Annotated in this window: 21 protein-coding genes; 20 read left to right on the plus strand and 1 reads right to left on the minus strand. The window is 70.6% G+C overall.

Annotated features, from left to right (window positions below; all coding sequences use genetic code 11):
• The first annotated feature begins 239 nt into the window (after positions 1-239).
• The 8 genes from hisG (at position 240) to hisF (ending at position 8,754) form a co-directional block, all read left to right on the plus strand.
• Complete coding sequence (gene hisG, locus BQ7391_RS06550) at positions 240-1,910, plus strand: ATP phosphoribosyltransferase (RefSeq protein ID WP_075279870.1); 1,671 nt, start codon at positions 240-242, stop codon at positions 1,908-1,910.
• The gene (hisD, locus tag BQ7391_RS06555; protein WP_075279871.1) at positions 1,907-3,280 is read left to right on the plus strand and encodes a histidinol dehydrogenase; all 1,374 of its coding nucleotides are present in this window, start codon (positions 1,907-1,909) and stop codon (positions 3,278-3,280) included. The genes hisG and hisD overlap by 4 nt, the downstream gene beginning before the upstream one ends.
• Before the next feature lies 1 nt (position 3,281).
• Positions 3,282-4,373, plus strand: a complete 1,092-nt coding sequence (gene hisC / locus BQ7391_RS06560; RefSeq protein WP_075279872.1) for a histidinol-phosphate transaminase — start codon at positions 3,282-3,284, stop codon at positions 4,371-4,373.
• Positions 4,370-4,957 carry an imidazoleglycerol-phosphate dehydratase HisB gene (gene hisB, locus BQ7391_RS06565; RefSeq protein ID WP_075279873.1) on the plus strand — a complete coding sequence of 196 codons (588 nt, stop codon included), beginning with the start codon at positions 4,370-4,372 and terminating at the stop codon, positions 4,955-4,957. Before hisC ends, hisB begins: the two co-directional genes overlap by 4 nt.
• Positions 4,957-5,604 carry an imidazole glycerol phosphate synthase subunit HisH gene (gene hisH / locus BQ7391_RS06570; RefSeq protein ID WP_075279874.1) on the plus strand — a complete coding sequence of 216 codons (648 nt, stop codon included), beginning with the start codon at positions 4,957-4,959 and terminating at the stop codon, positions 5,602-5,604. Before hisB ends, hisH begins: the two co-directional genes overlap by 1 nt.
• Entirely contained in the window at positions 5,601-6,350 is a 750-nt protein-coding gene (locus tag BQ7391_RS06575) for a 1-(5-phosphoribosyl)-5-[(5-phosphoribosylamino)methylideneamino]imidazole-4-carboxamide isomerase (protein WP_075279875.1), read from the plus strand. The genes hisH and BQ7391_RS06575 overlap by 4 nt, the downstream gene beginning before the upstream one ends.
• Positions 6,351-6,436: 86 nt before the next feature.
• Entirely contained in the window at positions 6,437-7,624 is a 1,188-nt protein-coding gene (locus BQ7391_RS06580; protein WP_075279876.1) for an aldo/keto reductase, read from the plus strand.
• A 362-nt stretch (positions 7,625-7,986) separates the two neighbouring features.
• On the plus strand, positions 7,987-8,754 hold the full coding sequence (gene hisF / locus BQ7391_RS06585; protein WP_075279877.1) for an imidazole glycerol phosphate synthase subunit HisF: 768 nt from the start codon (positions 7,987-7,989) through the stop codon (positions 8,752-8,754).
• Here hisF and BQ7391_RS06590 read toward each other — a convergent pair.
• Positions 8,751-10,304 (minus strand): FAD-binding protein, encoded by a 1,554-nt coding sequence (locus tag BQ7391_RS06590; protein WP_075279878.1) that lies wholly within the window; start codon positions 10,302-10,304, stop codon positions 8,751-8,753. The genes hisF and BQ7391_RS06590 overlap by 4 nt on opposite strands.
• A gap of 53 nt (positions 10,305-10,357) precedes the next feature.
• On the opposite strand from BQ7391_RS06590, the gene hisI reads away from it, so the two are divergent.
• The 12 genes from hisI (at position 10,358) to BQ7391_RS06650 (ending at position 26,870) form a co-directional block, all read left to right on the plus strand.
• The gene (hisI, locus tag BQ7391_RS06595) at positions 10,358-10,732 is read left to right on the plus strand and encodes a phosphoribosyl-AMP cyclohydrolase (RefSeq protein ID WP_317416467.1); all 375 of its coding nucleotides are present in this window, start codon (positions 10,358-10,360) and stop codon (positions 10,730-10,732) included.
• Between the two features lie 69 nt (positions 10,733-10,801).
• On the plus strand, positions 10,802-11,119 hold the full coding sequence (gene hisE / locus BQ7391_RS06600) for a phosphoribosyl-ATP diphosphatase (RefSeq protein WP_075279879.1): 318 nt from the start codon (positions 10,802-10,804) through the stop codon (positions 11,117-11,119).
• Positions 11,120-11,271: 152 nt separating this feature from the next.
• Entirely contained in the window at positions 11,272-12,540 is a 1,269-nt protein-coding gene (locus BQ7391_RS06605) for a coiled-coil domain-containing protein (RefSeq protein ID WP_075279880.1), read from the plus strand.
• A gap of 118 nt (positions 12,541-12,658) precedes the next feature.
• The gene (gene murJ, locus BQ7391_RS06610; RefSeq protein ID WP_235858634.1) at positions 12,659-14,593 is read left to right on the plus strand and encodes a murein biosynthesis integral membrane protein MurJ; all 1,935 of its coding nucleotides are present in this window, start codon (positions 12,659-12,661) and stop codon (positions 14,591-14,593) included.
• Between the two features lie 27 nt (positions 14,594-14,620).
• Positions 14,621-15,814: a DegT/DnrJ/EryC1/StrS family aminotransferase gene (locus BQ7391_RS06615; protein ID WP_075279881.1), complete on the plus strand. Its 1,194-nt coding sequence runs from the start codon at positions 14,621-14,623 to the stop codon at positions 15,812-15,814.
• 175 nt (positions 15,815-15,989) lie between these two features.
• Entirely contained in the window at positions 15,990-17,237 is a 1,248-nt protein-coding gene (locus BQ7391_RS06620; protein ID WP_075279882.1) for a carboxylate--amine ligase, read from the plus strand.
• Between the two features lie 125 nt (positions 17,238-17,362).
• Positions 17,363-18,373 carry a lipid II:glycine glycyltransferase FemX gene (locus BQ7391_RS06625; protein ID WP_075279883.1) on the plus strand — a complete coding sequence of 337 codons (1,011 nt, stop codon included), beginning with the start codon at positions 17,363-17,365 and terminating at the stop codon, positions 18,371-18,373.
• Positions 18,374-18,375: 2 nt separating this feature from the next.
• Positions 18,376-20,304 (plus strand): excinuclease ABC subunit UvrC, encoded by a 1,929-nt coding sequence (uvrC, locus tag BQ7391_RS06630; protein WP_075279884.1) that lies wholly within the window; start codon positions 18,376-18,378, stop codon positions 20,302-20,304.
• A gap of 1,021 nt (positions 20,305-21,325) precedes the next feature.
• A complete protein-coding gene (locus BQ7391_RS06635; RefSeq protein ID WP_075279885.1) occupies positions 21,326-22,936 on the plus strand; it encodes an ABC transporter substrate-binding protein in 1,611 nt (536 codons plus the stop codon).
• Between the two features lie 116 nt (positions 22,937-23,052).
• Positions 23,053-24,018: an ABC transporter permease gene (locus BQ7391_RS06640; protein ID WP_075279886.1), complete on the plus strand. Its 966-nt coding sequence runs from the start codon at positions 23,053-23,055 to the stop codon at positions 24,016-24,018.
• A 5-nt stretch (positions 24,019-24,023) separates the two neighbouring features.
• On the plus strand, positions 24,024-26,045 hold the full coding sequence (locus BQ7391_RS06645) for a dipeptide/oligopeptide/nickel ABC transporter permease/ATP-binding protein (protein ID WP_075279887.1): 2,022 nt from the start codon (positions 24,024-24,026) through the stop codon (positions 26,043-26,045).
• Positions 26,046-26,870: an ABC transporter ATP-binding protein gene (locus tag BQ7391_RS06650; RefSeq protein ID WP_075279888.1), complete on the plus strand. Its 825-nt coding sequence runs from the start codon at positions 26,046-26,048 to the stop codon at positions 26,868-26,870.
• Positions 26,871-26,950 lie beyond the last annotated feature (80 nt).

Consider the following 26,950-nt stretch of genomic DNA (forward strand, 5'->3'; position numbering starts at 1 on the left):
GGAGACGCCCCGGGGGCGGCGTCGAATTCGCCGCGTCTCTGGTCGGCGCGTCCCTCTCGCCCCGGCGACGGCCGCGCGCCGCCCGGCGCGGCCGAGGGCTTTTGAAAGCAGACTGTAACGGCTTGCCCGAAGCCGACCGCCCCGCGCGGCGCCTGTGCGACACTCTCCCCGCGGACGGCCGGCGTTGCCCGGCCCGGCCCCCAGACGACCGGCGCCCCGCGCGCCCGAAAGGATATGACGTGACAGCAGCTACGCCCCGTGGGTTCAGAGACATCCTCCCGAGGGAGGCGCTCGCGCGCGAGCGCATAACCGGCGTCGTGAGGGAGTGCTTCTCCGCGCACGGATACCTCCCGGTGGAGACCCCGCTGCTCGAGGACCGCCGCGCGATAGAGCGGGGCGCCCGCGTCAAGGACTCCGCGTTCCAGCTCTTCGACTCCGACGGCAGCCTCCTCATGCTGCGCCCCGACCTGACGCTTCCTGTGGCGCGCCTCGTCGCCGGGCGCGTCTCGGCCGGGGAGCTGCCCGCGCGCTTCCGCTACGCGGCCCCGGTGGTCCGCGAGGAGCCGAGCCTGCGCGGCCAGCCCCGCCAGTTCACCCAGCTCGGCGTCGAGCTCGTGGGGGAGGACGGCGCCGCCTCCGAGGTCGAGGTCGTGCGCCTGCTCGCCGAGGCGCTCGGCGCCCTCGAGGTTCCCGACTGGCGCATCGTCTTCGGCTCGGTCACGCCGCTCACGTCCCTGCTCGACGCCTGCGCGCCCACGCCGGACTTCCGCGAGGAGGTCCTCGCGCTCGTGCACGACTCCGACCTCGTGACCCTCGACGAGCTCATCTCCTCGACCGAGGGCCTCGCCCCCGCCGCCGCGCGCGCCCTGCGCGAGGTCTGCCGCATGGGGGGCGGGGCGGAGGTCATCGGCCGGCTCGACGCCCTTCTCGCCGAGGCGGGCGTCGATCCCGCGTCGCGGGGCACCGCCGAGCTCAGCGCGCTCGCCGGCTCGCTCGCCGACCTCTTCGAGCAGGGCCGGCTCTCCTTCGACTTCTCGATCATCAACTCCTTCGACTACTACACCGGCATCATCTTCAAGGGCTACGCCGAGGGCATCGCCGCGAGCCTCGCCTCGGGCGGCCGCTACGACGCGGTCCTCGCCAACCTGGGTCGCCCGGGCCTTGTCGCCTGCGGCTTCGCGCTCTCGCTCGAGCGGCTCCAGGAGGTGCTCGGGGAGCCGGGCGAGTCGGGCGTCGTGACGCCGGGCGTGCGCGTGGCCGCCCGACCCATCCGCATCGCCGTCCCCAAGGGGTCGCTGTTCAAGGAGACCGTGGCCGCGCTCGCTGCGGCGGGCCTTCCCACCGCCGAGCTCGCGGACCCGGGGCGCAAGCTCGTGGTCCGCGAGGGCGACGTCGAGTACGTCATCGTGCGCGCCCAGGACGCACCGGCATTCGTGGGGCACGGCGGTGCCGACTGCGGAATCTGCGGCAAGGACTCGCTCATCGAGGCCGACCTCGACCTGCTGCAGCTCGTCGACCTCGGCTACGGCGGCTGCCGCTTCGTGGTGGCCGAGCCCCGCTCCCGCGCCGGGGAGGCGGAGCGCAACTATGCCTGGCGCGGCACCGTGCGCGTGGCCACCAAGTACCCGCGCATCACGCAGGGCTACTACGACTCCATCGGCCAGCAGGTGGACATCGTGACGCTCCACGGCAACATCGAGCTCGGGCCCATCGTGGGCATGGCGGACCGGATCGTCGACATCACGGCCACGGGCACCACGCTCGCCGAGAACGACCTCGTGGTCGTGGACGAGGTCATGGAGTGCACGGCGCGCTTCTTCGCCGGGCCCGCCGCATACCGCTGCGACAAGAGGATTCGCGACCTCGCTCGTCGTCTCGCCGAGGTCGCAGAGAGGGGGAGCGCGTCATGAGAATGGTGAAGCTCGAGGGGGGCCGGCGCCTCACGCAGGATGACCTCAACCGCACCGGGGCCCTGCCCGCCGACGTCGTCGCGTCGGCGGAGAGGATCGTGGAGGACGTGCGCGCCCGCGGCGACGCGGCCGTGCGCGAGCTGTGCCTGCGCTTCGACGGGGCCTGCCCCGAGGACTTTCGCGTTCCCGACGAGCTGGTCCGCAGCGCGCCGGGGCTCGTGCCCGAGGAGTTCCTCGCCGCGCTCTCACGCGCCCGGGACCAGATCCGGGACTTCCACGAGCGCGAGCGCGAGCAGTCCTGGTTCACCACGCGCGCTGACGGCACCATGCTCGGCGTGAAGGTGACGCCCGTGGCCTCCGCCGCGGTCTACGTGCCCGGCGGGCGCGCGCAGTACCCCTCCACCGTCCTCATGGACACCATCCCGGCCAAGGTGGCCGGCGTGGGGCGCGTGGTCATGGTGACGCCGCCGCAGGCCGACGGCACGCTCTCCGCCTACACGCTCGCCGCCGCGGCGCTCGCCGGCGTGGACGAGGTCTACGCAGTGGGGGGCGCGCAGGCCATCGCCGCCGTCGCGTACGGCACCGAGACCATCCCCGCGGTCGAGAAGATCGTGGGCCCCGGCAACGCCTACGTGGCGGCCGCCAAGCGACTCGTCTCCGGCGACGTGGGAATCGACATGGTGGCGGGCCCCTCCGAGGTGTGCGTCCTCGCGGACGCCTCGGCGGACCCCGTGGTCGTTGCCGCCGACCTCATGGCCCAGGCCGAGCACGACCCGATGGCGAGCTGCTACCTCGTGACCTGCGACGAGGGCCTGCCCGAGCGCGTGCTCGAGGCGGTGGAGACGCTCGTCGCGCAGAGCCCGCGCGAGGGGATAACCCGCACGAGCCTGGACGAGCGCGGCGTCATCGTGGTCTGCGAGGCGACGGATGCCGCCGTCGACGCCGTCAACGTGATCGCGCCCGAGCACCTGGAGCTCCACTGCGAGGACGCCATGGCCCTTCTCGGCCGCGTGCGCAACGCCGGGGCCATCTTCGTGGGCCCCTGGAGCTCCGAGCCCCTGGGCGACTACGTGGCCGGCCCCAACCACACGCTGCCCACGGGCGGCACCGCGCGCTGGGCCAACCCGCTCGGCGTCTACGACTTCCAGAAGCGCTCGAGCGTGATCTGCTACACGCCCGAGGGGCTTCTCGCCGACGCCCCGGCAACCCAGACGATCGCCCAGGCCGAGGGCCTCTGGGCCCACGCGCTCTCCGTGGGCTTGCGCCGGCGCATCGCCGAGGGCGGCGCGTTCGACGCGTCCGACGTCCACCGCGTCGCCTGGCCGGAGACGCTGCGGGGGGACGGCCCCTTCGTGTCGCTGGAGGGCTGAGATGGGCGAGAGGGACCCTGACGTGACGGCCCGCCTGCGGCCCGCGCTGCGCGACTTCGAGCCATACGACCCGGCCTTCTCGCCCTGCCGCGTCAACCTCTCGGCCAACGAGAACACGCACGAGCTGCCGGCCGAGGTGCGCGCGGCGATCGGCGAGGCGCTTCTCGCCACGCCGCTCAACCGCTATCCGGACCCGATGGCAAACGCCCTGAGGGACGCCGTCGCGGCGCGCCACGGCGTGGCCCGCGAGGCCGTCTGCGTGGGCAACGGTGGAGACGAGCTGCTCTTCAACCTGCTCTTCGCCTTCGGGGGGCCGGGCCGGACGCTCGTCACGTGCCCGCCGGACTTTGCCGAGTACGCCAACTTCGCCGCGATGTGCGAGACCCCCGTCGCGCGCGTTCCGCGCGACCCGGAGGACTTCTCGATAGACGCCGACGCCCTTCTCGCCGCCGCGCGCGACGCCGCGCTCGTGATCTTGACCTCCCCCAACAACCCCACGGGCGACCTCGTGGACCACGCGCTCGTGCGGCGCCTGATCGACGAGACGGGCGCCCTCGTGCTCCTGGACGAGGCCTATGTCGAGTTCGCTCCCGAGGGATCGAGCCTCGTCGACTGGGTCGCCGCGTGCCCGCGCCTCATCGTCCTGCGCACGCTCTCCAAGGCCTTCGGCCTCGCCGGCCTGCGCGTGGGATACGTCGTGGCCGACCCCGCCGTCATAGCCGCGCTCGCCGCCGTGCGTCAGATATACTCGGTTGACGTGCTCGCGCAGGCCGCGGCCCTCGCCGCGCTCGCCCGCCGCGAGGCGCTCGCCCCCGTGGTGGACGACATCGTGGCGGAGCGCGCCCGCCTCTCGGCGGGGCTCTCGGAGCTGCCCGGCGTGCGCGCGTGGCCGTCCGCGGCCAACTTCGTGCTCGTCCGCGTGCCGCGCGCCGCCGAGGTGCGCCGGCGCCTGCGCGACGAGTTCTCGGTCCTCGTGCGCGACTTCAGCGCCGTGCCGGGGCTCGAGGGGTGCCTCAGGATCTCCGTGGGCACGCGCGAGGAGAACGACGTCCTTCTCGACGCGCTCGCGACGCTAGTGAGGGAGGAAGCATGACCAGGACCGCCAAGGCCGTCCGCGCCACCGCAGAGACTGACATCGGCCTGTCCGTCGACCTCGACGGGACGGGCGCATACGACATCGAGACGGGCGTGGGCTTCTTCGACCACATGCTCGCCGCCTTCTCGCGCCACTCGCTCGTGGACCTCACGGTCCGCGTGAAGGGCGACACCGAGGTCGACGACCACCACACCGTCGAGGACACGGGCATCGTGCTCGGCCAGGCCCTGCGCGAGGCGCTCGGCGACAAGCGCGGCATCCGCCGCTTCGGCTCGGTCACGGTGCCGCTCGACGAGGCGCTCGTCATGGCGGCCGTGGACGTGTCCGGCCGCGGCGAGCTCTTCTGGGACGTGCCGATCGGGCCCGCCAAGGTGGGAACCTTCGACACCGAGCTCGGGCGCGAGTTCTTCTGCGGCCTCGCCCGCGAGGCGGGCGTGACGCTGCACCTGCGGCTCGTCTGCGGCGAGAACGCGCACCACATCCTCGAGGCGACGTTCAAGGCCGCGGCGCGCGCCCTGCGCGAGGCCGTCGAGGCCGACCCGCGCGTCGAGGGCGTGCCCTCCACCAAGGGGAGCCTGTGATGGCGCGCCCGATCGCGGTGGTCGACTACCACAAGGGAAACCTCAGCTCGGTGGAGCGCGGCCTCGTCGACGCGGGGGGAGAGGTGCTCGTCACCGACGACCCCGCGCTCATCCGGGACGCCTCGGGCGTGGTGCTCCCGGGCGTGGGGAGCTTCGGAGACGCGATGGAGTTCCTGCGCGGGAGCGGGGAGGCCGACGCGGTCCTCGACGCCCTCGCCCGCGGGGTGCCGTTCCTGGGCATCTGCCTCGGCCTGCAGCTCCTCTTCGAGCGCGGCGACGAGACGGCGGACGGCTCGTGGGCGGACGGGCTCGGCGTGCTCTCCGGCTCGGCCACGCGCCTCGAGTCGACCCGCCTCAAGGTGCCGCACGTGGGCTGGGACCAGGTCAACCTCACCCCGCTCGGCGGCGCGTGCCGGCTCTTCCGCGGCGTGCCCGACGGGGCCAACGTCTACTTCACGCACTCCTTCGCGCTCGCCGACGACGTCGACGCGGGCGTGGTGACCGCCCGCACCCACTACGTGAGGAGCTTCGCCTCGGCCGTGTGGCGCGACAACGTCTACGGCGTGCAGTTCCACCCCGAGAAGTCCTCCGCCGTGGGCGCGACGATCCTGTCCAACTTCGTTGACGTGGTGCGAGGTGGCAGATGATCCTCTTTCCCGCCATCGACCTCGTGGGCGGCCGCGTCGTGCGCCTCGCGCGCGGCGAGCGCGCCCACATGGACGTCTACTCGGACGACCCCGTCGCGGTGGCGGAGTCCTTCCGCGACGCCGGCGCGGCATGGGTCCACGTGGTGGACCTCTCCGCCACGCTCGAGGAGGACGAGGCGGCCCGCGCCGCGAACGATGCTGCGATCCGCGCGATCTGCGCGGTGCCGGGCATCTCCGTCGACGCGGGCGGCGGCGTGCGCGACCTCGCCGCCGTGGAGCGGCTCGCGGGCCTGGGCGCGCGAAGGATCGCCATCGGCACCGCCCTCGTGCGCGACCCGGCCTTCGCCGCCGAGGCCGCGCGGCGGTTCGGCGACCTCGTCGTCGCCGACGTGGCCGCCCGCGCCGGCGAGGTGCGCGTGAACGGCTGGCGCGAGGGGGCCGCGCTCTCCGCCGACGAGCTGGTGGCGCGCCTCGCGGGGCTCGGCTACCGCCATCTGGTGTTCACCGACGTCGCGCGCGACGGCATGCGCTGCGGCGTGGACGCGGCCGCCTACGCCCACGTGGCCGAGGTGGCGGGATTTCCCGTGGTGGCCTCGGGCGGCATCGCCTCGCTTGACGACCTGCGCGCGCTCGTTGCCCTCGGCCCGGGCGTCGTCGAGGGAGCCATCTGCGGCCGCGCCCTCTACGAGGGGTCCTTCTCGCTCGGGGACGCGCTCGCGGCGTGCCGCCCGCGCGGCGCGGCCTGAGGGAGCGCCGCCAGAGCCGCGCGGGCAGGTCTGACGCGAGGGGACGGGGCAGGGTCCGAGGCGTGCCAGAGGGAGGGGAGAGGAACGTGCAGTACCGCATCAACCCGAGAAACGGCGACCGCATCTCCGCCCTCGGCCTCGGCTGCATGCGCTTTCCCGGGCCGCCGGGGCGCCCGGACCCCCGCCAGGCCCGTGCCGTCATCGCGCGAGCCGTCGAGCGAGGCGTCAACTACCTGGACACGGCCTACCTCTACCCGGGCAACGAGGCCTGCGTGGGCGCCGCGCTCGAGGGGCTGGGGCTGCGCGATGACGTCTTTCTGGCGACCAAGCTCCCGCATGGCTCCGTCCGCGGCGCGGCCGACCTCGACCGCATCTTCGAGGAGCAGCTCAGGCGCCTGCGCACGGACCGCGTGGACTACTACCTCATCCACAACGTCACGAGCCCCTCCCAGTGGGAGCGCCTGCGCGCCGCGGGGGCGGGGGGCTGGCTCGCCCGTCAGCGCGCCGCGGGGCGCATCCGCCAGGTCGGCTTCTCCTATCACGGCAGCTCCGGCGACTTCCCCGTCCTTCTCGACGCGTACGACTGGGACTTCTGCCAGATCCAGTACAACTACGCGGGCGAGAGGTACCAGGCGGGCACCGCGGGGCTCCGTGCCGCGGCCGACCGCGGCCTCGCGGTCTTCGTGATGGAGCCCCTGCTGGGAGGCCGGCTCGCGGACAGGCTGCCCCCGCGCGCCCGCCGCATCCTCGACGCCGCCTCCGAGCCCGGGCTTGGCTCGCCCGCCGCCTGGGGCCTCTCGTGGGTGTGGGACCACCCCGAGGTGACGATGCTCCTGTCCGGCATGGCGTCGCCCGGTCAGGTGGACGAGAACGCCTCCGTCGCCGAGCGCGCCCTGCCGGGCGCGATGACGCCCCGGCAGCACGAGGTCGTCGCCCGCGTGGTGGCCGAGTTCGAGCGCTCGAACCGCGTTCCCTGCACCGGGTGCAACTACTGCATGCCGTGCCCGCGGGGCATCAACATCCCGGGGTGCTTCTCGGCCTACAACGCGAGCTTTGCCCACAGCTGGTTCACGGGCCTCTCCCAGTACTTCACGGCGAGCGCCGTGCGCACGGAGAGCCCCAAGCTCGTGAGCAACTGCGTCCGCTGCGGCGCGTGCGCCCGGAGGTGCCCCCAGCACATCGACATCCCCGCGCGCCTGGCGGAGGTCGGGCGCCGGTTCCAGCCGGGGCCGGTGGGCTGGGCCCTGAGGCTCGCGACTCATCGCCGGGGGTGATGGGGCCCGTTCCCGTCCCCTCGGTCCCGCCCCCGGCTCGTCCCCTGGTCCTTATCGATAAAAAATTTATTACATGGAACTCCAGTACATAAATCAATTACGTAACAAGGTTATTCGAGATAACGAGAAGGACCCGGTGGGTGACGACCAAATTCCCCACGGGATTTCCCGTACATAAATGAGTGAATCGACCGGGAGAGGATTGGGAAGAGGGTCCCGGGGTCACGGAACCCTCTCGGTGATGGCTCGCTGGACCTCAGCCATGTAACAAGCTGGGACCGAGTGGGCCGCATGACCCAGCGTCGCCCGGGCCGACCGCTATGATGGACGGGACCGAAGCCGCGAAGACCGGAGGAGGGGCCGTGCTCACCAAGAGAGTCATACCCTGCCTGGACGTGAAGGACGGGCGCGTGGTGAAGGGGGTCAACTTCGTCGACCTGCGCGACGCCGGCGACCCGGTGGAGCTTGCGCGCGTCTACGACAAGGAGGGCGCCGACGAGGTCGTCTTCCTGGACATCACCGCCACCTCGGACGATCGCGCGACCAAGATCGACCTCGCGAGCCGCGCCTCGGCCGAGCTGCGGATCCCCTACACCGTGGGCGGCGGCTTTCGCGACGTGGCGTCCTGCCGCGAGATGATCGCCGCCGGCGCCGACAAGGTCTCGCTCAACTCCGCCGCCGTCAAGGACCCCGCGCTCATCACCTCCGCGGCTACGGCCTTCGGCTCCCAGGCGGTTATCTGCGCGATCGACGCCAAGCGCGTGGGCCGCGAGGACCGCTGGGAGGTCTACCTCGCGGGCGGGCGCGTCGCCACGGGCATCGACGCCGTGGCTTGGGCGGAGGAGGCGGCTCGGCGCGGCGCGGGGGAGATCTTGCTCACGAGCATGGACCGCGACGGCACCAAGGACGGCTTCGACCTGGCGCTCACCCGAGCGGTGGCGCGCGCGGTGCCGATTCCCGTCATAGCCTCGGGCGGCGTGGGCACGCTCGAGCACTTCGCCGAGGGGATTCTCGAGGGCGAGGCCGATGCCGTGCTCGCCGCGAGCGTCTTCCACTTTGGGACCTTCACCATCCGCCAGGTCAAGGAGTACATGGCGAGCCAGGGAATCCCCGTGAGGCTGGACTTCTAGGCGAGCGGCCCTGCGACCGGGAGCCCGTCTGCGCCCAGTCGCACCACGAGCGGCCGCGCCTGCGCGGGGTCCTCTTCGGGGAAGTCCGCGCGGAAGTGCGCGCCTCGGCTCTCCGTGCGCGCGAGCATCGCGGTGGCGAGGGCGCGGGCGGAGAGGGTGGCGTTCGCCACGCGCGAGGACCCGGCCCGCGCGTTCCTCTCGTCGAGCTCGTCGAGGAGGCGGAGCGTCTCGCGAAGCCCCTCGTCCGTGCGCCCCAGCAGGCAGCGCTCGCCCATGGCGCGCCGCAGGGCGAGAAGGGCCTCGCCCTCGCGTTCCGGCGCGATGCGAGAGGGCCGTCCCTTCTCGCCCTCGCATGTCCTCCCCGCGGCCCACTCCGCTGCCGCAAGCCCGGCGGCGTGGCCGAAGACGAGGCCGTTGGCGCTCGAGAGGCCCCCGATGCGGTCGGCGCCGTGCATGCCGCCGGTTGCCTCTCCGCAGGCGAAGAGCCCGGGCACGCCGGTCGCGCCGCGCTCGTCGACGAGGATGCCGCCGTTGGAGGCGTGCGCGTACGGGACGATGCGCACGCCCTCGTCCGGGCGGCGGCCGAACGTGCCCTCAAACCACGAGAAGTACGTCTGCATGAACTCGGGAAGGCGCGCCGGGAGGTCGTAGGACACCGCGGCGCCCCGCGGGCCGGCGGCCGCGACGGCGAGGTCGACCGCGCGGTCCGGCAGGCTCGCCGTGAAGGGCCCGTGCCCGCCGCGCGCGTCGAGCAGCCGCTCTGCGCTCGCCGCGCCGAGCCCCTCGACGTGTGCGTAGCGGAAGGTCCGCTCGTTGAAGACGACGTCTCTCACCGGCTCCACGAGGCCCGGCATGATTTGGATGAACTCCACGTTCACGAGGCCGCCGCCATGGCGCAGGGCCACGGCGGCGGCCGTGCCCAGCACGTCGGGCATGGTGAGCGTGCGCGAGAAGAGCCCGCCGAAGCCGCCCGTGGCGAGCACGACGGCACCGGCTCCGAGCGCGCGCGCCTCGCCGCGCTCATCGCGGAGGAGCGCCCCCCGGACCCGACCGTCCCGCTCGACAAGGTCGAGAAGCTCGCGGTGGGGGAGCGTCACAACGCCGGCGCGCCCAAGCGCCTCCCCGGTTGCGGCCCTATACGACGCGCGGCCGAGACCGTGCCAGCTGCGGTGCGCGCGGTCGAAGCAGGGGATGAAGTCGCGCTCGTCGGGGTTGTCCGCCTCGAGGAGCCTGACGCCGCGCTGCCTGAGGCGCGCTACCGCGGGCCCGACGCCGCGCACGAGGGCGCGCGCGAGCCCGGGCAGCGCCATGCCCCTGCCCACCTCCAGGATCGCCCCGACGAGGCCGTCCTCGTCCTTCTCGCCGTCCGGGCCGACGAGGCCGAGGCCCCAGGTGCCGGGGAAGAAGCTCGAGCCGGAGAACGTCGCCCCGGCGCTCGCGAGCCCCACGCTGGCGCCCGAGGCGGCCGCGGCGAGCGCGGCCTCGCAGCCAGCGATGCCCGCGCCCACGACGAGGACGTCGAATACGTGACTGTTACATGCTGCGCACATGGGGCGGCTCCCTTGCCCCCGCGCGCTATACTGGGCGTGCGAGAGGAGGCGTCGTGTCCGAGATTTCCGTCGATTATACCTACGCGGGCGAGCCGCTCGAGGCGGTTGCGCCCGGCGCGGCAAACGTCCGGTTTGACGACCGCGGGCTCGTTCCCGCCGTCGTCCAGCAGGAGGGCACCGGCGAGGTGCTCATGGTGGCGTGGATGAGCGAGGAGTCACTGCGCCTCACGCTGGAGACCGGCACCACGTGGTTCTGGAGCCGCAGCCGCCAGGAGCTCTGGAACAAGGGCGCCACCAGCGGCAACGTCCAGCGCGTGCGGCGCGTGCTCGTGGACTGCGACGCGGACACGCTGCTCGTGGAGGTGGACTCGCCGGGCCCCGCCTGCCACACGGGGCACCGCAGCTGCTTCTACCGCGCGCTTGCCTAGGGGCGTGCCCCGGGTAGGCAAAACGAGGCAAACGAACCTGACGTCAGTGGCGTGAGTCGAGGAGGGGCCATGGGTGAGAGGACCGCCGGCGTGCGGGATGGGAACATCGGGGAGACGATCGAGGGCCTCGCGCGCGTCATCCACGGGCGCCGAGATGCCTCCCCGGAGTCCTCCTACACGGCGCGCCTGCTGCAGGGCAAAGAGGACAGCCTCCTCAAGAAGGTGACCGAGGAGGCGACCGAGGTCGTCATGGCCTGCAAGGACCGCGACCACGACCATATCCGCTACGAGGCGGCGGACCTCGTCTACCATCTGCTCGTCACGCTCGAGCGCTACGGCGTCAGCGTGGAGGAGCTCGCCGGCGAGCTCGACGCCCGTCACCGCTGAGGTGCGCCCGGGACGCCCTCTTTCCCGATTCATCTCTGTGGAGCCGAGGTGGAATGGCCCCCACTCGCCTGTGGTACTGCTAGTATGACGAACAGGCATGGTCTCAAGACGCACGGGCCATGATGAAGGAAAGAACACGTAAGGAGCGTCCTATGTCACTTCGCACGCGCGGCGCGTCCGTCGCCTCCGCAATCGTGCTGACCCTTGGGCTCGGGCTCGCCCCGATGCCGGCCCTGGCCGCCACGTCCGCCGAGCTCCAGGCCGAGCTCGACCAGGCCGAGGCGCAGCTTCACTCGCTCTACTCCTCCGCCGAGCAGGCCAACAACGACCTCGTGAGCGTCACCAACGACCTCAACGAGACCAACGCCCAGATCGATCAGCTCGAGACCGACATCGCCGACCAGCAGGTCCAGCTCGCCGACACGCAGAAGCAGCTCGGCAACCTCATCGCCATGCAGTACAAGGGCGGCGAGGCCGACCTGCTCACCCTGCTGCTCAACTCCGCTGACTTCAACGAGCTCATCACCAACGTCCACTACGCGAGCTCGATCGCGGACCAGAAGCAGGAGGCCATCGACCAGATCAAGACGCTGACCACCTCGCTCGAGGAGAGCCGCGCCAGCCTGGAGGAGCAGAAGACCCAGCAGGAGCAGCTCGTCTCCGACCAGCAGGCCAAGACCGACGAGGTGAACGCCGCCGCGGCGGACGCGCAGGCCTACTACGACCAGCTCTCCGACGAGGTCAAGCAGGCCATTGCCGCCGAGGAGGAGGCTGCGCGCCGGGCCGCCGAGGAGGAGGCCCGCCAGGCCGCCGAGGAGGCGCAGCGCCTCGCCGAGCAGGAGGCCGCCGAGCAGGGGCAGCAGGACCAGGGAGGCTCCGAGGAGGGCGGCTCCTCCAGCAACGGAGGCTCCTCCAATGACGGCGGGTCCACCAACAACGGCGGCTCGTCCGACAACGGTGGCTCCTCCAACGGCGGGGGGTCCTCCAACGGCGGCGGCTCGGGGAGCGGCTCCTCCTCCGGCGGCTCCACGCCCACCGGCTCCGCGAGCGCCATGGTGGCCCGCGCCTACAGCATCATCGGCTCCGGCTACAGCTGGAGCGGCTACGTCTGGACCGGCAGCCCCTCCAGCTCGTACTTCACCTGCTCGGGCGTCGTTGACTACGCGCTCGGCCTGCCCACCAACTCAAACAGCCCCGAGACCCTCTACTCGCAGGTCGTCTCGCGCGGCACCTACACCACCGACGCGGGATCGCTCAAGTACGGCGACCTCGTCTTCTATCGCTACGGCGGGCGTGCGCCCGGCCACGTGGGCATCTACGTCGGCAACGGCTGCGTGATCGACTCCGTCCCGGGCGGCGGCGTCCAGGTGCGCAGCATGTACTTCGTCAGCGGCTTCATGGGAGGCGGCTCCATCGTCTAGCGAGCCCACCTGCCCGGAGAGCACGTGCGGGAGAGACAGCGGCCCCGAGGCGCCTTCGAAGCCTCGGGGCCGTACGTATGGGGCACCCCGCAGGGCGGGTGCCGAGAAGGACGGTCACATGGAGCACGAGACAACCGACACCCCCGCGCGCGGCGCGCACTTCTCGTCTGACGGAGCCCCCGGGCGCCCTCTCCGGCCACGTCACGCTGTGGCGCCTCAGCCGGCCTCGCCCGATGACACGATGATCTACGTCGCGGCCGCCCGCGCCGGGCGCGTCCCGTCACGGCCGGAGCCCGGTCGTCCGGCTCATGCCGCGCAGGGGGAGACGTCCGCCTTCGCCCCGCTCGGCCGCCACGCGGCCCGCCCCGCCGCCGGGCCCGAGCCCGCCGCCCCGTCCGAGGGCGGCGAGGCCGAGGCCACGGGCATCCTGCGCGCAGGGTCCCCCGGCGGGGGAGAGGACGAGGTGGCGAGCGAGGAGGCCGTAGGCCGCTCTGCCGCGATGATGAGCGGCCTCGTCATCATCAGCCGCATCACGGGCTTCATGCGCACCTGGGCCCAGGCGATCGGGCTCGGCGCAACCATGACGGCGAGCGCCTTCACCGTGGCCAACAACCTCCCGAACCAGCTCTACGAGCTCGTGATGGGCGGCATGCTCGTGACCGCGTTCCTGCCGGTCTACGTCTCGGCCAAGAAGCGCGCCGGACGCGAGGGGGCAACGGCCTACGCCTCCAACCTCCTCTCGCTCGTCGTACTGCTCATGGGCGTCCTCGCGGTTGCCGCCTTCGCCTTTGCCGAGCAGGTCATCTGGACGCAGTCGTTCAGTGCGAGCGAGGAGTTCGATGCCGGCCTCTCGGTCTACTTCTTCCGGTTCTTCGCCGTCTCCATCGTGCTCTACGCCCTCTCTTCCATCATCTCGGGCGTGCTCAACGCCGAGCGCGACTACCTCTGGAGCACCGCCGCGCCCATCGCCAACAACGTGGTGACCACGGCGTCCTTCCTCGCCTATGGCCTGCTTGTGGACAAGGACCCCCAGCTCGCCCTGCTCACGCTCGCCGTGGGCAGCCCGCTCGGCGTGCTCTCGCAGGTCCTCATGCAGGTGCCGGCACTCCTGCGCCACGGCGTGCGCCTGCGCCTGAGGATCGACCTGCACGACCCGTGCCTGCGCGAGACCGTCTCCATCGGCGCCCCCACGCTCATCGTGACGCTCGTCTCCTTCGCCACCACCTCGATCCAAACGAACTGCGCCCTCTCGGCGACGGCGAGCGGCGCCTCCATCGCCTACTACGCGCGCATGTGGTACATGCTGCCGTACTCCGTCTTCGCGATCCCCATCACCACGGCCATGTTCACCGAGCTCTCCACCTCGGTCGCCCGCGACGACCTTCCGAGCTTCGTGCGCGGCCTTGCGAGCGGAACGGGCAAGATCCTCTTCATGCTCGTCCCCTTCGCCATGTACCTCGTGGTCTTCTCGCCGTGCCTCGCGCGGCTGCTCGGGGGCGGCAGCATGGACGCCCAGGCCGTGGGTGACCTCGCCGCGTACATAGCGTGGCTCTCCGTCTCGCTGCCGGGCTACGGCCTCGCCACCTATCTCCAGAAGGCCTGCTCGGCCCTGCGGCGCATGATTCTCTTTGCGGTGGCGGAGTGCATCGCGGGCACGATCCAGATCGTGCTCTGCCTCTGGCTCACGCCCGTCTTCGGCCTCAACTTCGTGGGCTTCAGCTCCACGTTCTTCTTCGTCTCCATCGACCTCGTCATCCTGCTCTTCCTGCGTCGCGAGCTCGGCCGCATCGGGATGCGCGACATGGTCGTCGCCTTCCTGCGCGCGTTCTCCCTCGGCGCGGCGGGCGCCGTCGTGGGCGGCGCCATCCTCCTCGGGCTGCAGGCGCTCGTGGGTCCGCTCGGCTCCGGGATAGCCCAGGCGCTCGCCTACGCGGTCGCCGGCGGCGTCCCCGCCCTCGTGGTGACCTTCGGGCTCGCGGCGGCCCTGCGCCTGCCCGAGGCGTCGTTCGTGACCGGCATGCTCTCGCGCCTCTCTCGTCGGCGCGCCGCCTAGCCCCGACCCGTTCCGAAAGGAGCCCCCATGGCCCGCATCCCCGCAGAGGACGCCCTCGCCCGCGCGCTCGCGGAGCGCACCGGCACGAGGCCCGAGGACTGGTTCTGCGTCTTCAAGGCCCGCTACGGCATGCAGGCCGCCCTCGCAGCGCTGCGCCCCGCGACGGGGGAGGGCTCGGCCGTGACGCAGCTCTTCACCTGCCTCACGGCCGTCGTCCCCATCGTGGCCGCCGGACTCGCCCCCGTCTACCGTGACGTCTCCGCCCGCACGGCCTCGCTCGACCCGGAGCGGCTCGACCCGCCCGCCGGCACGCGCGCCGTGATGCTCCAGCACACCTACGGCATCGTCGATGACGCCGAGTCCGAGGAGCTCTCCCGGCGCGCCCACGCCGCGGGGGCCCTCGTCGTCGAGGACAGCGCCCACTGCGTCTGCCGCATGGCGAGAGACGCGTCGGGGGAGCCCGTCGCGGACGTCTCGGTCCACTCGTTCGGCGTCGAGAAGATCCTGCCCACGCACTTCGGCGGCGCCGTGTGGGTGAACCCCGCGAGCCCGCTCCCCGAGCTCGCGCGCGCCGTCCGCGACGCCCTCGCCGCGCTTCCGGCGCCGCCCGCGCGCCTGGATGCCCTTGCCCGGCGCTACCGCACCGAGAACCGCGTCCTCGCGCACCTGCCCGCAGGCGTCTCCGCGCCCCTGCGCCGCGCGCTCGTCTCCTCCGGCGCGATGGAGCCGGCCGTGAGCGAGGAGGAGCGCCGGGGCGCCCCCGCGCGCGGGCCGGTCCGCGCCTCCGCGTGGGTGTGCGAGCGCGCCCTCGCCGCGCTCGCCGGCCTCGACGAGGCCGAGGCCCTGCGGCGCGAGACGGTCGAGGCGTACCGCGCGGCGCTTGCCGGCGTCGACGGGGCCGACGCGCTCCCCGCCGCCCTCGAGGGCCCCTCACAGCCGCTCCTGCGCTACCCGCTCCTCGCGCCGGACACGGGCGCGGCGGATCGCGTCGTCGCGGGGGTCTGCGCCGCCGGGCTCTTCGCGGAGGCGTGGTACCGTCCCGAGCTCGGACCGGGCGTCCTCGACGCCGCCGCGTTCCGCGTCCCCGCGGACCGCTCCGGCCTTCCGGTCCACGAGCGGCTCGTCGCCACCTGCGCGGCCCTTCCCGCCGACGTCGGCGCCTCGGGCGCCCGCCGGGCCGCCGGCGCCGTCCGCGCCGCGATTGGAGGGCTCGCCGATTAACGCGCAAAATCTGGTGCCATAATCTATATTCCCAGATAGGTTTTTCGCGCTTGTCGAATTATGCGCGTTATTACCGGGCGGGCTTGCCCGACGTCGCGCCCCGCGCGACCTACGCCGTGCCCGCCGCTGCTCTCCCACCGTTCTTCTCGCCAGCTCATCCCCAGGAGGTTCTGACATGGATCGCATCACAGAAGAGGAGCTCGCAGGCCGCCTCACGCCCATCGTGCTCGGCGGGGACATCCTCGCGTACTCGTACGCGCGCTGCTTCCACGAGGCCTACGGCGTCATCACGACGGTCTACTCCGGCGTGGACGTCAAGGTGACATCCTCGAGCCGCTTCGTCGACTACCACGTCGAGCCCGCCATGTCCGAGGGCGAGGACGCGATCGTGGCGCTTCTGCGCGACCTCGGCGCGCGCCTTTCGGGCGAGGGGAGGGTCGCCCTGCTGCTCGGCAGCGCCGACTGGCACGTGCGGATCATCTCGCGCCACAAGGAGGAGCTCGAGCAGTGGTTCGTCGTGCCGTACAACGACTTCGCCCTGCTCGACGACATCACGCAGAAGGGCCGGTTCTACGAGCTCTGCGAGGAGCTCGGCATGGCGTACCCCAAGACGTGGTCGTTCGACTGCGCGCGCGGCGAGCTGCCACTCGACCCGAGGGAGCTCCCGTACCCGCTCGTGGCCAAGCCCTCCAACTCGGCCCGCTACGACCTCATGGACTTCCCGGGCAAGGAGAAGGTGTACGAGGTGCACGACCCCGCCGACCTCACGCGCATCTTCGGCCTGCTCCGCGACGCGGGCTACGACCGCGAGCTCGTGGTGCAGGACTTCGTCCCCGGCGAGGATGACGCCATCCGCTCGCTCACCACCTACTCCGACGCCTCGGGCCGCCTGGTTGCGGTCTCGGGCGGGCGCGTCGTGCTCCAGGATCACTCGCCGGCCCGCATCGGCAACCCCGTGTGCATCCTGCTCGAGCGGTGCGACCAGCTCGTCGAGGACGCGCGCCGCTTCTGCGAGCGCGTGGGCTACCGGGGCTTCGCCAACTTCGACGCGAAGTACGACGAGCGCGACGGCACCTACAAGTTCTTCGAGGTGAACGTGCGACCCGGCGCCAACACCTGGTACATGGCGCTCGGCGGGGTGAACTTCGCCCGCCTCATCGTGGAGGACTACGTGCTCGGCCGCGAGCTTCCCTACGAGGAGGCATACCGCGACACGCTCTACACCCTCGTGCCCGCGCGCGTGGTCCGCGACTTCGTCTCCGACGACGGCCTGCGCGAGCGCGCCCTCGGACTCATCCGCGAGGGAAGGGCCGCGTCGCCTTTCGACTACGCGCCCGACACGATCGCCCACCGGTTCTGGGCGCACCTGCGCTCCGCGCGCCAGCACGAGAAGTTCGAGCGCTACCTCGGCAGGCGCCGCTAGGCGGGGCCTGGCGCCGGTGGCGGCCGCTGGGGGTTTCGCGGAGTCGGGCCGCCGGGCACGCCCGGTCGCGAAGGCTGGGTTAGGATGATGGGGAGTAAACGGACCGGGGAACGGAGCGTCGCCAGATGCAGGTGAGAGAGCTTACGCGCGAGGAGTACGAGCAGGCACTGACGGGGGTCGACCCCAATCCGCCGGTCGAGCAGCTCGGCGTCTGGCAGGACTACGAGTCCACGATCCCCGGCCGCTCCCACTGGGGCTGCGTCGCGCTCGAGGAGGGCGGCCGCACGCTTGCCGTGGCCTCGTTCCAGCAGTACGAGACCCACGGCTACCGCTACCTGCGCGGCCATCACGCCCCGGTCTGGGCCGAGGCGCCCTCGGCCGAGCAGGAGTCCGCCGCCCTCTCCGCACTCGCCGACTACGTGCGCGCGCGGGACAAGAGGCAGGTCTTCGCCCGCCTCGCCGTGGCCAACGAGCTGCCCGAGACGAGCCCCTGCCTCTCCACGGTGCCCTACGACACCACGGTGGTCATCGACCTCACCGGCGGCGACGAGGCCATCCTCTCCCGCATGAAGCCGCGCGGCCGCCGCGACGTCCGCAAGGCCCTGCGCGAGAGCCCCGCGACCTGCGCGGACGAGACGGAGCTCGCCCTCGCCTCCTTCGAGGAGTACTACGACGTCATGCGCGAGACCGGAGAGCGCGACGGCTTCACCCCGGCCGCCATCTCCGACTACGAGGACATGATTCGCATCCTCGGGCCCGAGCACTGCCGGGTCTTCGCCGGGCGTCACGAGGGCCGGGTGGTCACGTGGTCCATCGTGACCATCTCGGGCAACCGCGCCACGCGCTACTACGGAGCCTCGCGCAGCGACACCATGCGCCTGCACGTGACCGACAAGCTCGTGTACTTCGAGTGCTGCGAGCTGGGCTCGCGCGGGCTTGAGGAATACGACCTCATGGGCATCGGCAGCGAGTTCTCCCCCTCGATCATGGGCCTCAACGAGTTCAAGACGAAGTTCGCCAAGGACGGCGTGCGCTCCGTGGCCCCCGACCGCGACCTGCCGCTCAAGAGGGCGTTCTACCGCACGCTCGTGGGCGTGCGCGACGTGCGCGACCGCCTGCGCGGCGGGCGGGAGTAGCCGTGGGCGAGCCCACGCTCGCCGAGCAGGTCGCCCTGGTCCCCACGGACCCCGGCTGCTACCTCTGGAAGGACGGCAAGGGCGAGGTCGTCTACGTGGGAAAGGCCAAGAACCTGCGCGCCCGCATGCGCCAGTACGTGACGCTGCAGGACGACCGCGAGAAGATCCCGCTCATGATGCAGGTCGTGCGCTCCTTCGACTACGTCGTGGTGGGCTCCGAGCACGAGGCGCTCGTGCTCGAGCGCAACCTCATCGCTCAGTACCACCCCTACTTCAACGTCGACTTCAAGGACGACAAGTCCTACCCCTACATCGCCATCACCGAGTCCGACGTCTTTCCGGCCATCAAGTACACGCGCGAGAGGCACCGCAAGGGGACGCGCTACTTCGGCCCCTACACCGACGCGCGCGCCGCCCGCGAGACCATCGACACCCTGCGCAAGGTGATCCCCATCTGCATGGCCACCTGCGTCGAGTGGAAGCGCGCCCGCCGCCTGCTCGAGAAGTGCCCCGAGCAGGCCTCGGTCGCCAACCTCATGCTCGCCGAGCGGTGCCGCCCCTGCTTCGACTATCACGTGGGGCGCGGCCCCGGCGTCTGCGCCGGCATGATCGATACCGTGGAGTATGCCCGCCACGTGCGCCAGGTGGAGAACTTCCTGAGGGGCAACCGCTCGCAGGTGGTGGGGGAGCTCACCGAGCAGATGCGCGAGGCGGCGGCTGACCTCGACTTCGAGCGCGCCGGCCGCCTCAAGGCGCGCCTCGACGGGCTCGACGCGCTCGACGACCGCCAGCAGGTGGTGTTCTCGTCCGGCGTGAACGCGGACCTCATCGGCTTCTACCGCGAGGAGACCATCAGCTGCGCGTGCGTCTTCGCCGTGCGGGAGGGCCGCACCGTTCGCTCCGTCGAGTTCGTGCTCGACAAGGGCCTCGACACGGGGGAGGAGGAGCTCGTCTCCGGCTTCCTCAAGCGCTACTACGACGAGACGGCCGACGTGCCCGCCGAGGTGGACCTGCCTGCGGAGCTCGAGGACGCGGAGCTCATCGAGGGGTGGCTCGCCGAGAAGCGCGGGCACTCCGTGCGCCTGAGGCGACCGCAGCGCGGCGAGAAGCGCCGCCTGCTCGACATGGCCTCCGCGAACGCCCGGCACGCGCTCATGCGCTACATGGTGCGCACCGGCTACGCCGACGACCGCACGAACAAGGCGCTCCTGCAGCTCGAGAGCGCGCTCGCCCTCGACGCGCCCCCGATGCGCATCGAGTGCTTCGACATCTCGACGCTTCACGGCCACTTCACCGTGGCCTCGATGGTGGTCTTCACCAACGGCCGCCCGGACAAGTCCCAGTACCGCCGCTTCAAGATCCAGACCCCGCTCACCGAGGCCAACGACTTCGTCTCCATGTCAGAGGTCCTGGGCAGGCGCTACTCCCCGGAGCGCATGGCCGACGAGCGCTTTGGCAGCCGCCCCGACCTGCTCGTCGTGGACGGCGGCAAGCCACAGCTCACGGCCGCCATGGAGCAGCTCGCCGAGCTCGGGCTCGACATCCCGGTCTGCGGGCTCGCCAAGTCCGACGAGGAGATCTTCGTCCCCTGGGACGAGACGCCCGTCGTGCTGCCCTCCGGGTCGCCCTCGCTCTACCTCATCAAGCAGGTGCGCGACGAGTCCCACCGCTTCGCCATCACCTTCCACCGCGAGCTGCGCGACAAGGCCATGACGCGCTCGGTGATCGATGACGTCCCCGGCGTGGGCCCCAAGCGCAAGCGGGCGCTCATGCGCCGCTTCGGCTCGATCAGGAGGATGCGCGGGGCAACGGTGGAGGAGCTCGCCGCGACCCCCGGCATCCCCGCCGAGGTGGCCACTGCCGTCTGGCAGGCGCTGCGCGCCTGGGACGAGAGGGACGGGCTCGAGGGCTCCGGGGCGGGAGCGGACTAGCCCTCCTGCCGCCCGGTCCTTCTCGCGACGCCTCCCCGCACCCGGGTGCCGCGCCACGTCGGGCATCGCCCGACACGCAGTTCCGCATCTGAGCGCGTCACGGGACGCGTTGCCGCGGCGAGAAGAACTACGGCCTGCGGAGCCGTGGTCCTCGCGCCCGCGACTGACGCTCATTTCCGGAACTGAGTGCGCCATGGGGCGCAACGCCGTGGCGAGAAGTACCGCGGCCTGCGGAATCATGGCTCACGCAACCGCGACGGACGCTCAATTCCGGAACTGAGTGCGGGCGGGTACTCATTTCCGGAACTGAGCGCGGGCCCCCACCCAGTTCCGCATCTGAGTGCGCCATGGGACGCGTCGCCGCGGCGAGAGGGCCCTCGGCCCGCGGAATCGTGACTCTTGCGCGCGCGTTCCCCACTCATTTCCGGAACTGAGCGCGGGTGGATGCTCAGTTCCGCATCTGAGTGCCACCCGGCGCCCGACGAGACGGCGAGAAGGACCTCGGCCCGCGGAATCATGGCTCACGCACCCGAGGCTGACGCTCATTTCCGGAACTGAGTGCGGGCGGGCGCTCAGAACCGGAACTGAGTGGTGTCCGATGCGTACTTCCGGAACTGAGTGCGTCGCGGCGAAGTCCGGCCCGGGGCGGGGTGGGGGCGGGCGATGGCGCGCATATGATATGGAATCGATACCGCTTCGCGCATGATACAAGTGGTTCTACATTGTGATGCCAGTTGGCGAGAAGAACCTTTGGCTGTCATTCATGAATCAGGTCGAAATAATTGATTCACCAGCTATTTGTTTGAAGTTGATTGGATCTTATCGCATAGAAAACAGAAGCGAAATAGGGTCCAACCAGAATACCAATACACAATAAGCTTACGGAAGGATTACCGTCTGGGGTACCAAAACGCACCGTCGGCCGTTTGCTTCAGGAAGATTACGCCCGCATTTCGTAGTGTTGAAAGGCAAAGGGACGGCTGCCCAAGACGGGGCGGCCGCAGGAGGAAAGGGAGAGAACATGAAGAAGCTCATGAACAGCGCCGTGTCGCGTCGCACGTTCCTCGGCGGGGCGGCGGCGGCCGGCGCTCTCGGCCTGGCGGCCTGCAGCGGCGGCGGGGACACCACCACGACCGACGACACCCAGGGCGATGCCTCCGCCACCGGCGGCAACACCATCTCCGCGGGCTCCGCGTACGCGCCCTCCGAGTACAACCCCACGAAGACCTCCTCGGCCTTCTGCCTGGGCTCCAACTGGCACGTCCTCGAGGGCCTCTACGGCACCGACCCGCACGACTACTCCACCTTCCCCGAGCTCGCCACCGGCGACCCGGAGCAGGTCGACGAGACCCACTTCACCATCTCCGTCCGCGAGGGCGCCGCGTTCTCCAACGGCAACCCCGTGACCACCGCCGACATCGTCGAGTCCTTCGACCGCACCAAGGCCGACGCCACCTACTCCGCGTTCCTCGCCCCGATCGACGCGCTCGAGGCCACCGATGACACCACCATCACCGTGACCACGGCCATCGCCAACTTCTCGCTGCTCAAGGAGCGCCTGGCGCTCGTCCGCGTCTTCCCCGCCGGCACCACCGACGACGAGCTCTCGAGCCAGCCCGTCGGCTCCGGCCCCTGGATGTATGACGCCATCACGGACAACACCGTCGACCTCGTCCCGAACCCCAACTACAACGGCTCCTATCCCGCCGAGGACGCCGGCCTGCACTACGACATCCTCGTCGACGCCACCGCGCGCATGACCGCCCAGCAGCAGGGGACCACGCTCGTCATGGAGTCCGTCACCGCCGACGCCATCGACATGATCGAGTCCGCGGGCTGCAAGGTCGACAAGGTCCAGGGCTTCGGCACCCGCTTCATCATGTTCAACACCACGAAGGCGCCGTGGGACAACAAGGCCGCCCGTCAGGCCATCATGTACGCCCTCAACACCGACCAGATGATCGAGAACATCTTCAGCGGCCTCGCCGCGGCGGCCTCGTCCTACATCCCGGTCGACTTCCCCAACTACCAGGAGGCCGCGACGGTCTACACCTACGATCAGGAGAAGGCCAAGAGCATGCTGAGCGACGCCGGCGTGACGCCGGGCGACCTCGTGATCCGCACGACGGACAACACGCAGGCCGAGCAGATGGGCATCCAGGCCCAGCAGGACCTCGCCGCCCTCGGCTTCAACGCCACCGTCACCACCGACACCTCGGCGGCCACCTACGCGGCCATCGACGGGGGCTCCGACAACTTCGACATCCTGATCGCCCCCGGCGACCCGTCCTGCTGGGGCGCCGACCCCGACCTGCTCCTCAACTGGTGGTACGGCGACAACGTCTGGCAGCAGACCCGCACCGGCTGGGGCTCCTCCGCTGAGTTCGCCCAGATTCGCGAGCTCATGACCGCGGCCCTCGGCCAGTCCGGCGACGAGCAGCAGGCCACCTGGAAGCAGGTCTACGACCTCATCGCCGACAACTGCGTCCTGTACCCGCTCATCCACGTCCAGACCGTGACCGCGTCCTGGGCCGACGCCGCCACCAGCCCCAGCGGCATCGCCATCGAGGGCTTCGAGGGCATCGGTACCACGGGCATGAACTTCATCGGCTGCAAGACCGTGAGCGCGTAGCCTCTTCCGAAGGCCTCTCCCCACGGAAGGGTGGGGGCATAAGGACGTTCGAGGGGCCCGGGCGCGGATGAGCTCGGGCCCCTCTGCTCACCAAAGGCATAGAGAGAGGAGAGGGTATGAACAACCTTCTGCGCCTCATCGGCCGGCGTCTCATCGCGCTGCCGATCATGGCCCTGGGCGTCACCCTGCTCGTGTTCTTCCTCATGTCCTTCACCGACCCCTCCATCCCGGCGCGCACCGTCCTCGGCGAGGGCGCGTCCCCGGAGGCCGTCGAGGAGTACATGGACGAGCATGGAATGAACGACCCGTGGCCCGTCCGCTACGTGGACTACATCGCCGGCCTCTGCCAGGGCGACCTCGGCACCTACGGCAGCCGCCAGACCCCGGTGGCCACGGCCATCGCCTCGGCGCTGCCCATCACGATGCAGCTCACGTTCTTCGGCCTGCTTCTCGCTGCGATCTTCTCGTTCACGCTTGGCGTCGTTTCGGCGCTCTATAGGGACAAGTGGCCGGACCAGGTGATACGAGTGATATCCATCGCAGGAATCGCGACGCCGTCCTTCTGGCTTGCGGTCCTGCTCATCCTCGCGGTCACGCTGGGCGGCCTCACGCGCGTCTTCCCGTCCTCGGGCGCGCTTCCCGACCTCTTCGCCAACCCCGCCGGCTACTTCGGCCGCATGATCATGCCCGCCATCGCGCTGGCGTTCCCGGTCATCGGCCAGATGACGCGCATCGTGCGCACCGCGATGGTCGAGGAGCTCGACAAGGACTATGTTCAGACGGCCCGCGGCAGCGGCATCCCCGAGAACGTGGTCATCGCGAAGAACGTGCTGCGCAACGCGCTCATCACCCCGATCACCACGCTCGGCCTCAAGATTGGCTACCTCATGGGCGGCGCCGTGGTCATCGAGGTCATCTTCGCGCTCCCCGGCATGGGCACGCTCATCCAGCAGGGCATCACCGGCGGCGAGATCATGCTCGTTCAGGGCGTCGTCGTGGTCGTGGCTCTGGCCTTCGTCATCATCAACATCGTGGTTGACATGCTCTACCTGCTGATCAACCCGCGCATTAGGACGGTGTAGGCCACATGACTAAGATCAGGGAAAAGCAGACCGAGAAGCTCGAGAGCGCCGCCTCCAAGGGCCTCAAGCTCGGCGGCCTCAAGAAGATGAGCATCTCGAGCAAGATCTCTCTCGTCCTCCTCATACTGGTCGCGCTCTCCGCCATCCTGGCGCCGGTCATCGCCCCGCATGACCCGCTCGAGATCGGCATGGCCTACCAGCCGCCCTCGGCGGAGCACGTCTTCGGCACGGACAACACCGGACGCGACATCCTCTCCCGCATGCTCTACGGCGGCCAGTACTCGCTCGTGATCGGCTTTGGCGCGACGCTGTTCGCGCTCGTCCTCGGCTCGATCATCGGCGCCGTCGCCGCGGTCGCGCGCAAGGCGGTCTCAGAGGTCATCATGCGCGTGCTCGACGTCATCATGTCGATCCCCGGCATCGCGCTCGCCGCCATCCTGGTGCTCATCCTGGGCAACTCCGTCCCGGCCATCATCTTCTCCATCGGCTTCATGTACACGCCGCAGATCGCGCGCATCGTCCGCGCCAACGTGGTGTCTGAGTACGGCGAGGACTACGTCCGCGCGGTCATCGTCTCCGGAGCCCGCGCCCCGTGGATTCTCATGAGGCACGTCCTGCGCAACTGCATCGCGCCGATCATGGTCTTCACGGTCACGCTCGTCGCCGACGCCATCATCTTCGAGGCGTCGCTCACCTTCATCGGCGCCGGCATCGCCGAGCCCACGCCCACGTGGGGCAACATCCTCTCGTCCGCGCGTGACGGCGTCCTGCTTGGCCGCTGGTGGCAGGCGCTCTTCCCGGGCATCGCGATCATGGTCACGTGCCTCGCCCTCAACATCCTCTCCGAGGGCCTGACCGATGCGATGGCCGCCGCCCCGTCCGCGCCCGTGAGCAACGAGAACGCCGAGAGCCGCCGCGAGGCCGACCTCCTCGTCGCCGACCCGGTCCGCGCCTACAAGGAGCAGGCCGACTCCCTCGCCCGCCGTCTCGGGGCGCTCCGCGAGGTCGAGCTCGCGCGCACCGACCGCCGCGTCCCCGACTACTCCGTGGAGCCGATCCTCCAGGTCAAGAACCTCTCGATCGGGTTCCCGCGCCACGGTGACGTCCACGTGGTGGACAACGTCTCCTTCGACGTGCGCCCGGGCCAGTGCATGGCTCTCGTCGGCGAGTCCGGCTGCGGCAAGTCCATCACCACCAAGACCATCATGAACCTCCTGCCCGACAGCGCCCGCATCCAGGGCCAGATCCTCTACAAGGGCAAGGACCTGCTCAAGCTCTCCAAGGAGGAGCACCGCAAGCTGCTGGGCCACGAGCTTGCGATGGTCTACCAGGACTCCCTGTCCTCGCTCAACCCGTCGATGCTCATCTCCGCCCAGATGAAGCAGCTCACGAGCCGTGGCGGCACCCGCAGCGCCGAGGAGCTCCTCGAACTCGTCGGCCTCGACCCCAAGCGCACGCTCGAGAGCTACCCGCACGAGCTTTCCGGCGGCCAGTGCCAGCGCGTCATCATCGCCATGGCCCTCACGAGGAACCCCTCGCTCGTCATCTGCGACGAGCCCACCACGGCGCTCGACGTCACGGTCCAGAAGCAGGTCATCAAGCTGCTGAACGACCTCCAGAAGCAGCTCGGCTTCGCCATGATCTTCGTGTCCCACGACCTCGCGCTCGTGGCCGAGGTCGCCTCCGAGATCACGGTCATGTACGCCGGCCAGGTCATCGAGTCCGCCCCCACCAAGGAGCTCCTCACCAACCCGATCCACGAGTACACGCAGGGCCTGCTCGGCGCCGTCCTCTCGATCGAGGCGCACGACGGCAGCCGCCTGCACCAGGTTCCCGGCTCCGTCCCGAGTCCCGCGGACTTCCCCAAGGGCGACCGCTTCGCCCCGCGCTCGAGCCACCCCACGGTCGGCCTCGACGTCCATCCCATCCTCAAGCCCGTTCCCGGAGCCGCCCATCACCTCGTATCGGAGATCCCTGACGAGGAGCTCGCGAAGAACGGTCTCGTCTCTCGACTGGAGGTGAGGTAGATGGCGGACAAGACCTCTGGGCAGACCCCCATCATCTTCCTGGATAACATCTCGGTCACGTTCAAGTCCCGCACGGGCTCGCTCTTCCACCCCAACCTCGTGCACGCCGTGAACGGCCTCACGCTCAAGCTCATGCCGGGCGAGACAATCGGCATCGTGGGAGAGTCCGGCTGCGGCAAGTCCACGACCGCTAACGTCATGTGCGGCCTGCAGTCGCCCACGGACGGCCGGGTCTACTTCAAGGGCGACGACGTCACCAAGCGCACCGCCGAGCTCCGCAAGAAGATCGGCCGCGTGGTCTCCGTCGTCTTCCAGAACCCGGCCACGGCCCTGAACCCGCGCATGTCCGTCCACGACCAGCTGCTGGACCCGCTGATCGTCCACAAGGTCGGCTCCGACGACGAGCGCGAGGCGCGCATCAACGAGCTGCTCGGCATCGTCGGCCTGCCGTCCTCGGCGATGTATGCCCTCCCGGGCCAGCTCTCCGGAGGCCAGCGCCAGCGCGTCGCCATCGCCCGCGCCCTCTCCCTCCAGCCGGACGTCATCATCGCCGACGAGCCCACGTCGGCCCTCGACGTCTCCGTCCGCGCGCAGATTCTGAACCTGCTCACGGACCTCAAGAAGGAGCTCGGCCTGGCCATGGTCTTCATCAGCCACGACATCCAGACGGAGCGCTACATCTCCGACCGCATCGTCGTCATGAACCACGGCCAGATCATGGAGGAGGGCCCGGCACGGCAGATCTTCGAGGACCCGCACGACGCGTACACCAAGACGCTTCTCGGCGCGGCCCCGTCGCTGCTGCACCCCAACCTCGGTCAGTAGTCCCCAAGGCCCTGCGGCGGGCGCGCCTTCGGGCGCGCCCGCTTTGCGAATCGGCGAGTGGCGCGTTCCTCTCGTCGCTT

It is taken from the genome of Thermophilibacter provencensis, assembly GCF_900128445.1.
In the GTDB taxonomy this organism is placed as follows: Bacteria; Actinomycetota; Coriobacteriia; order Coriobacteriales; family Atopobiaceae; genus Thermophilibacter; species Thermophilibacter provencensis.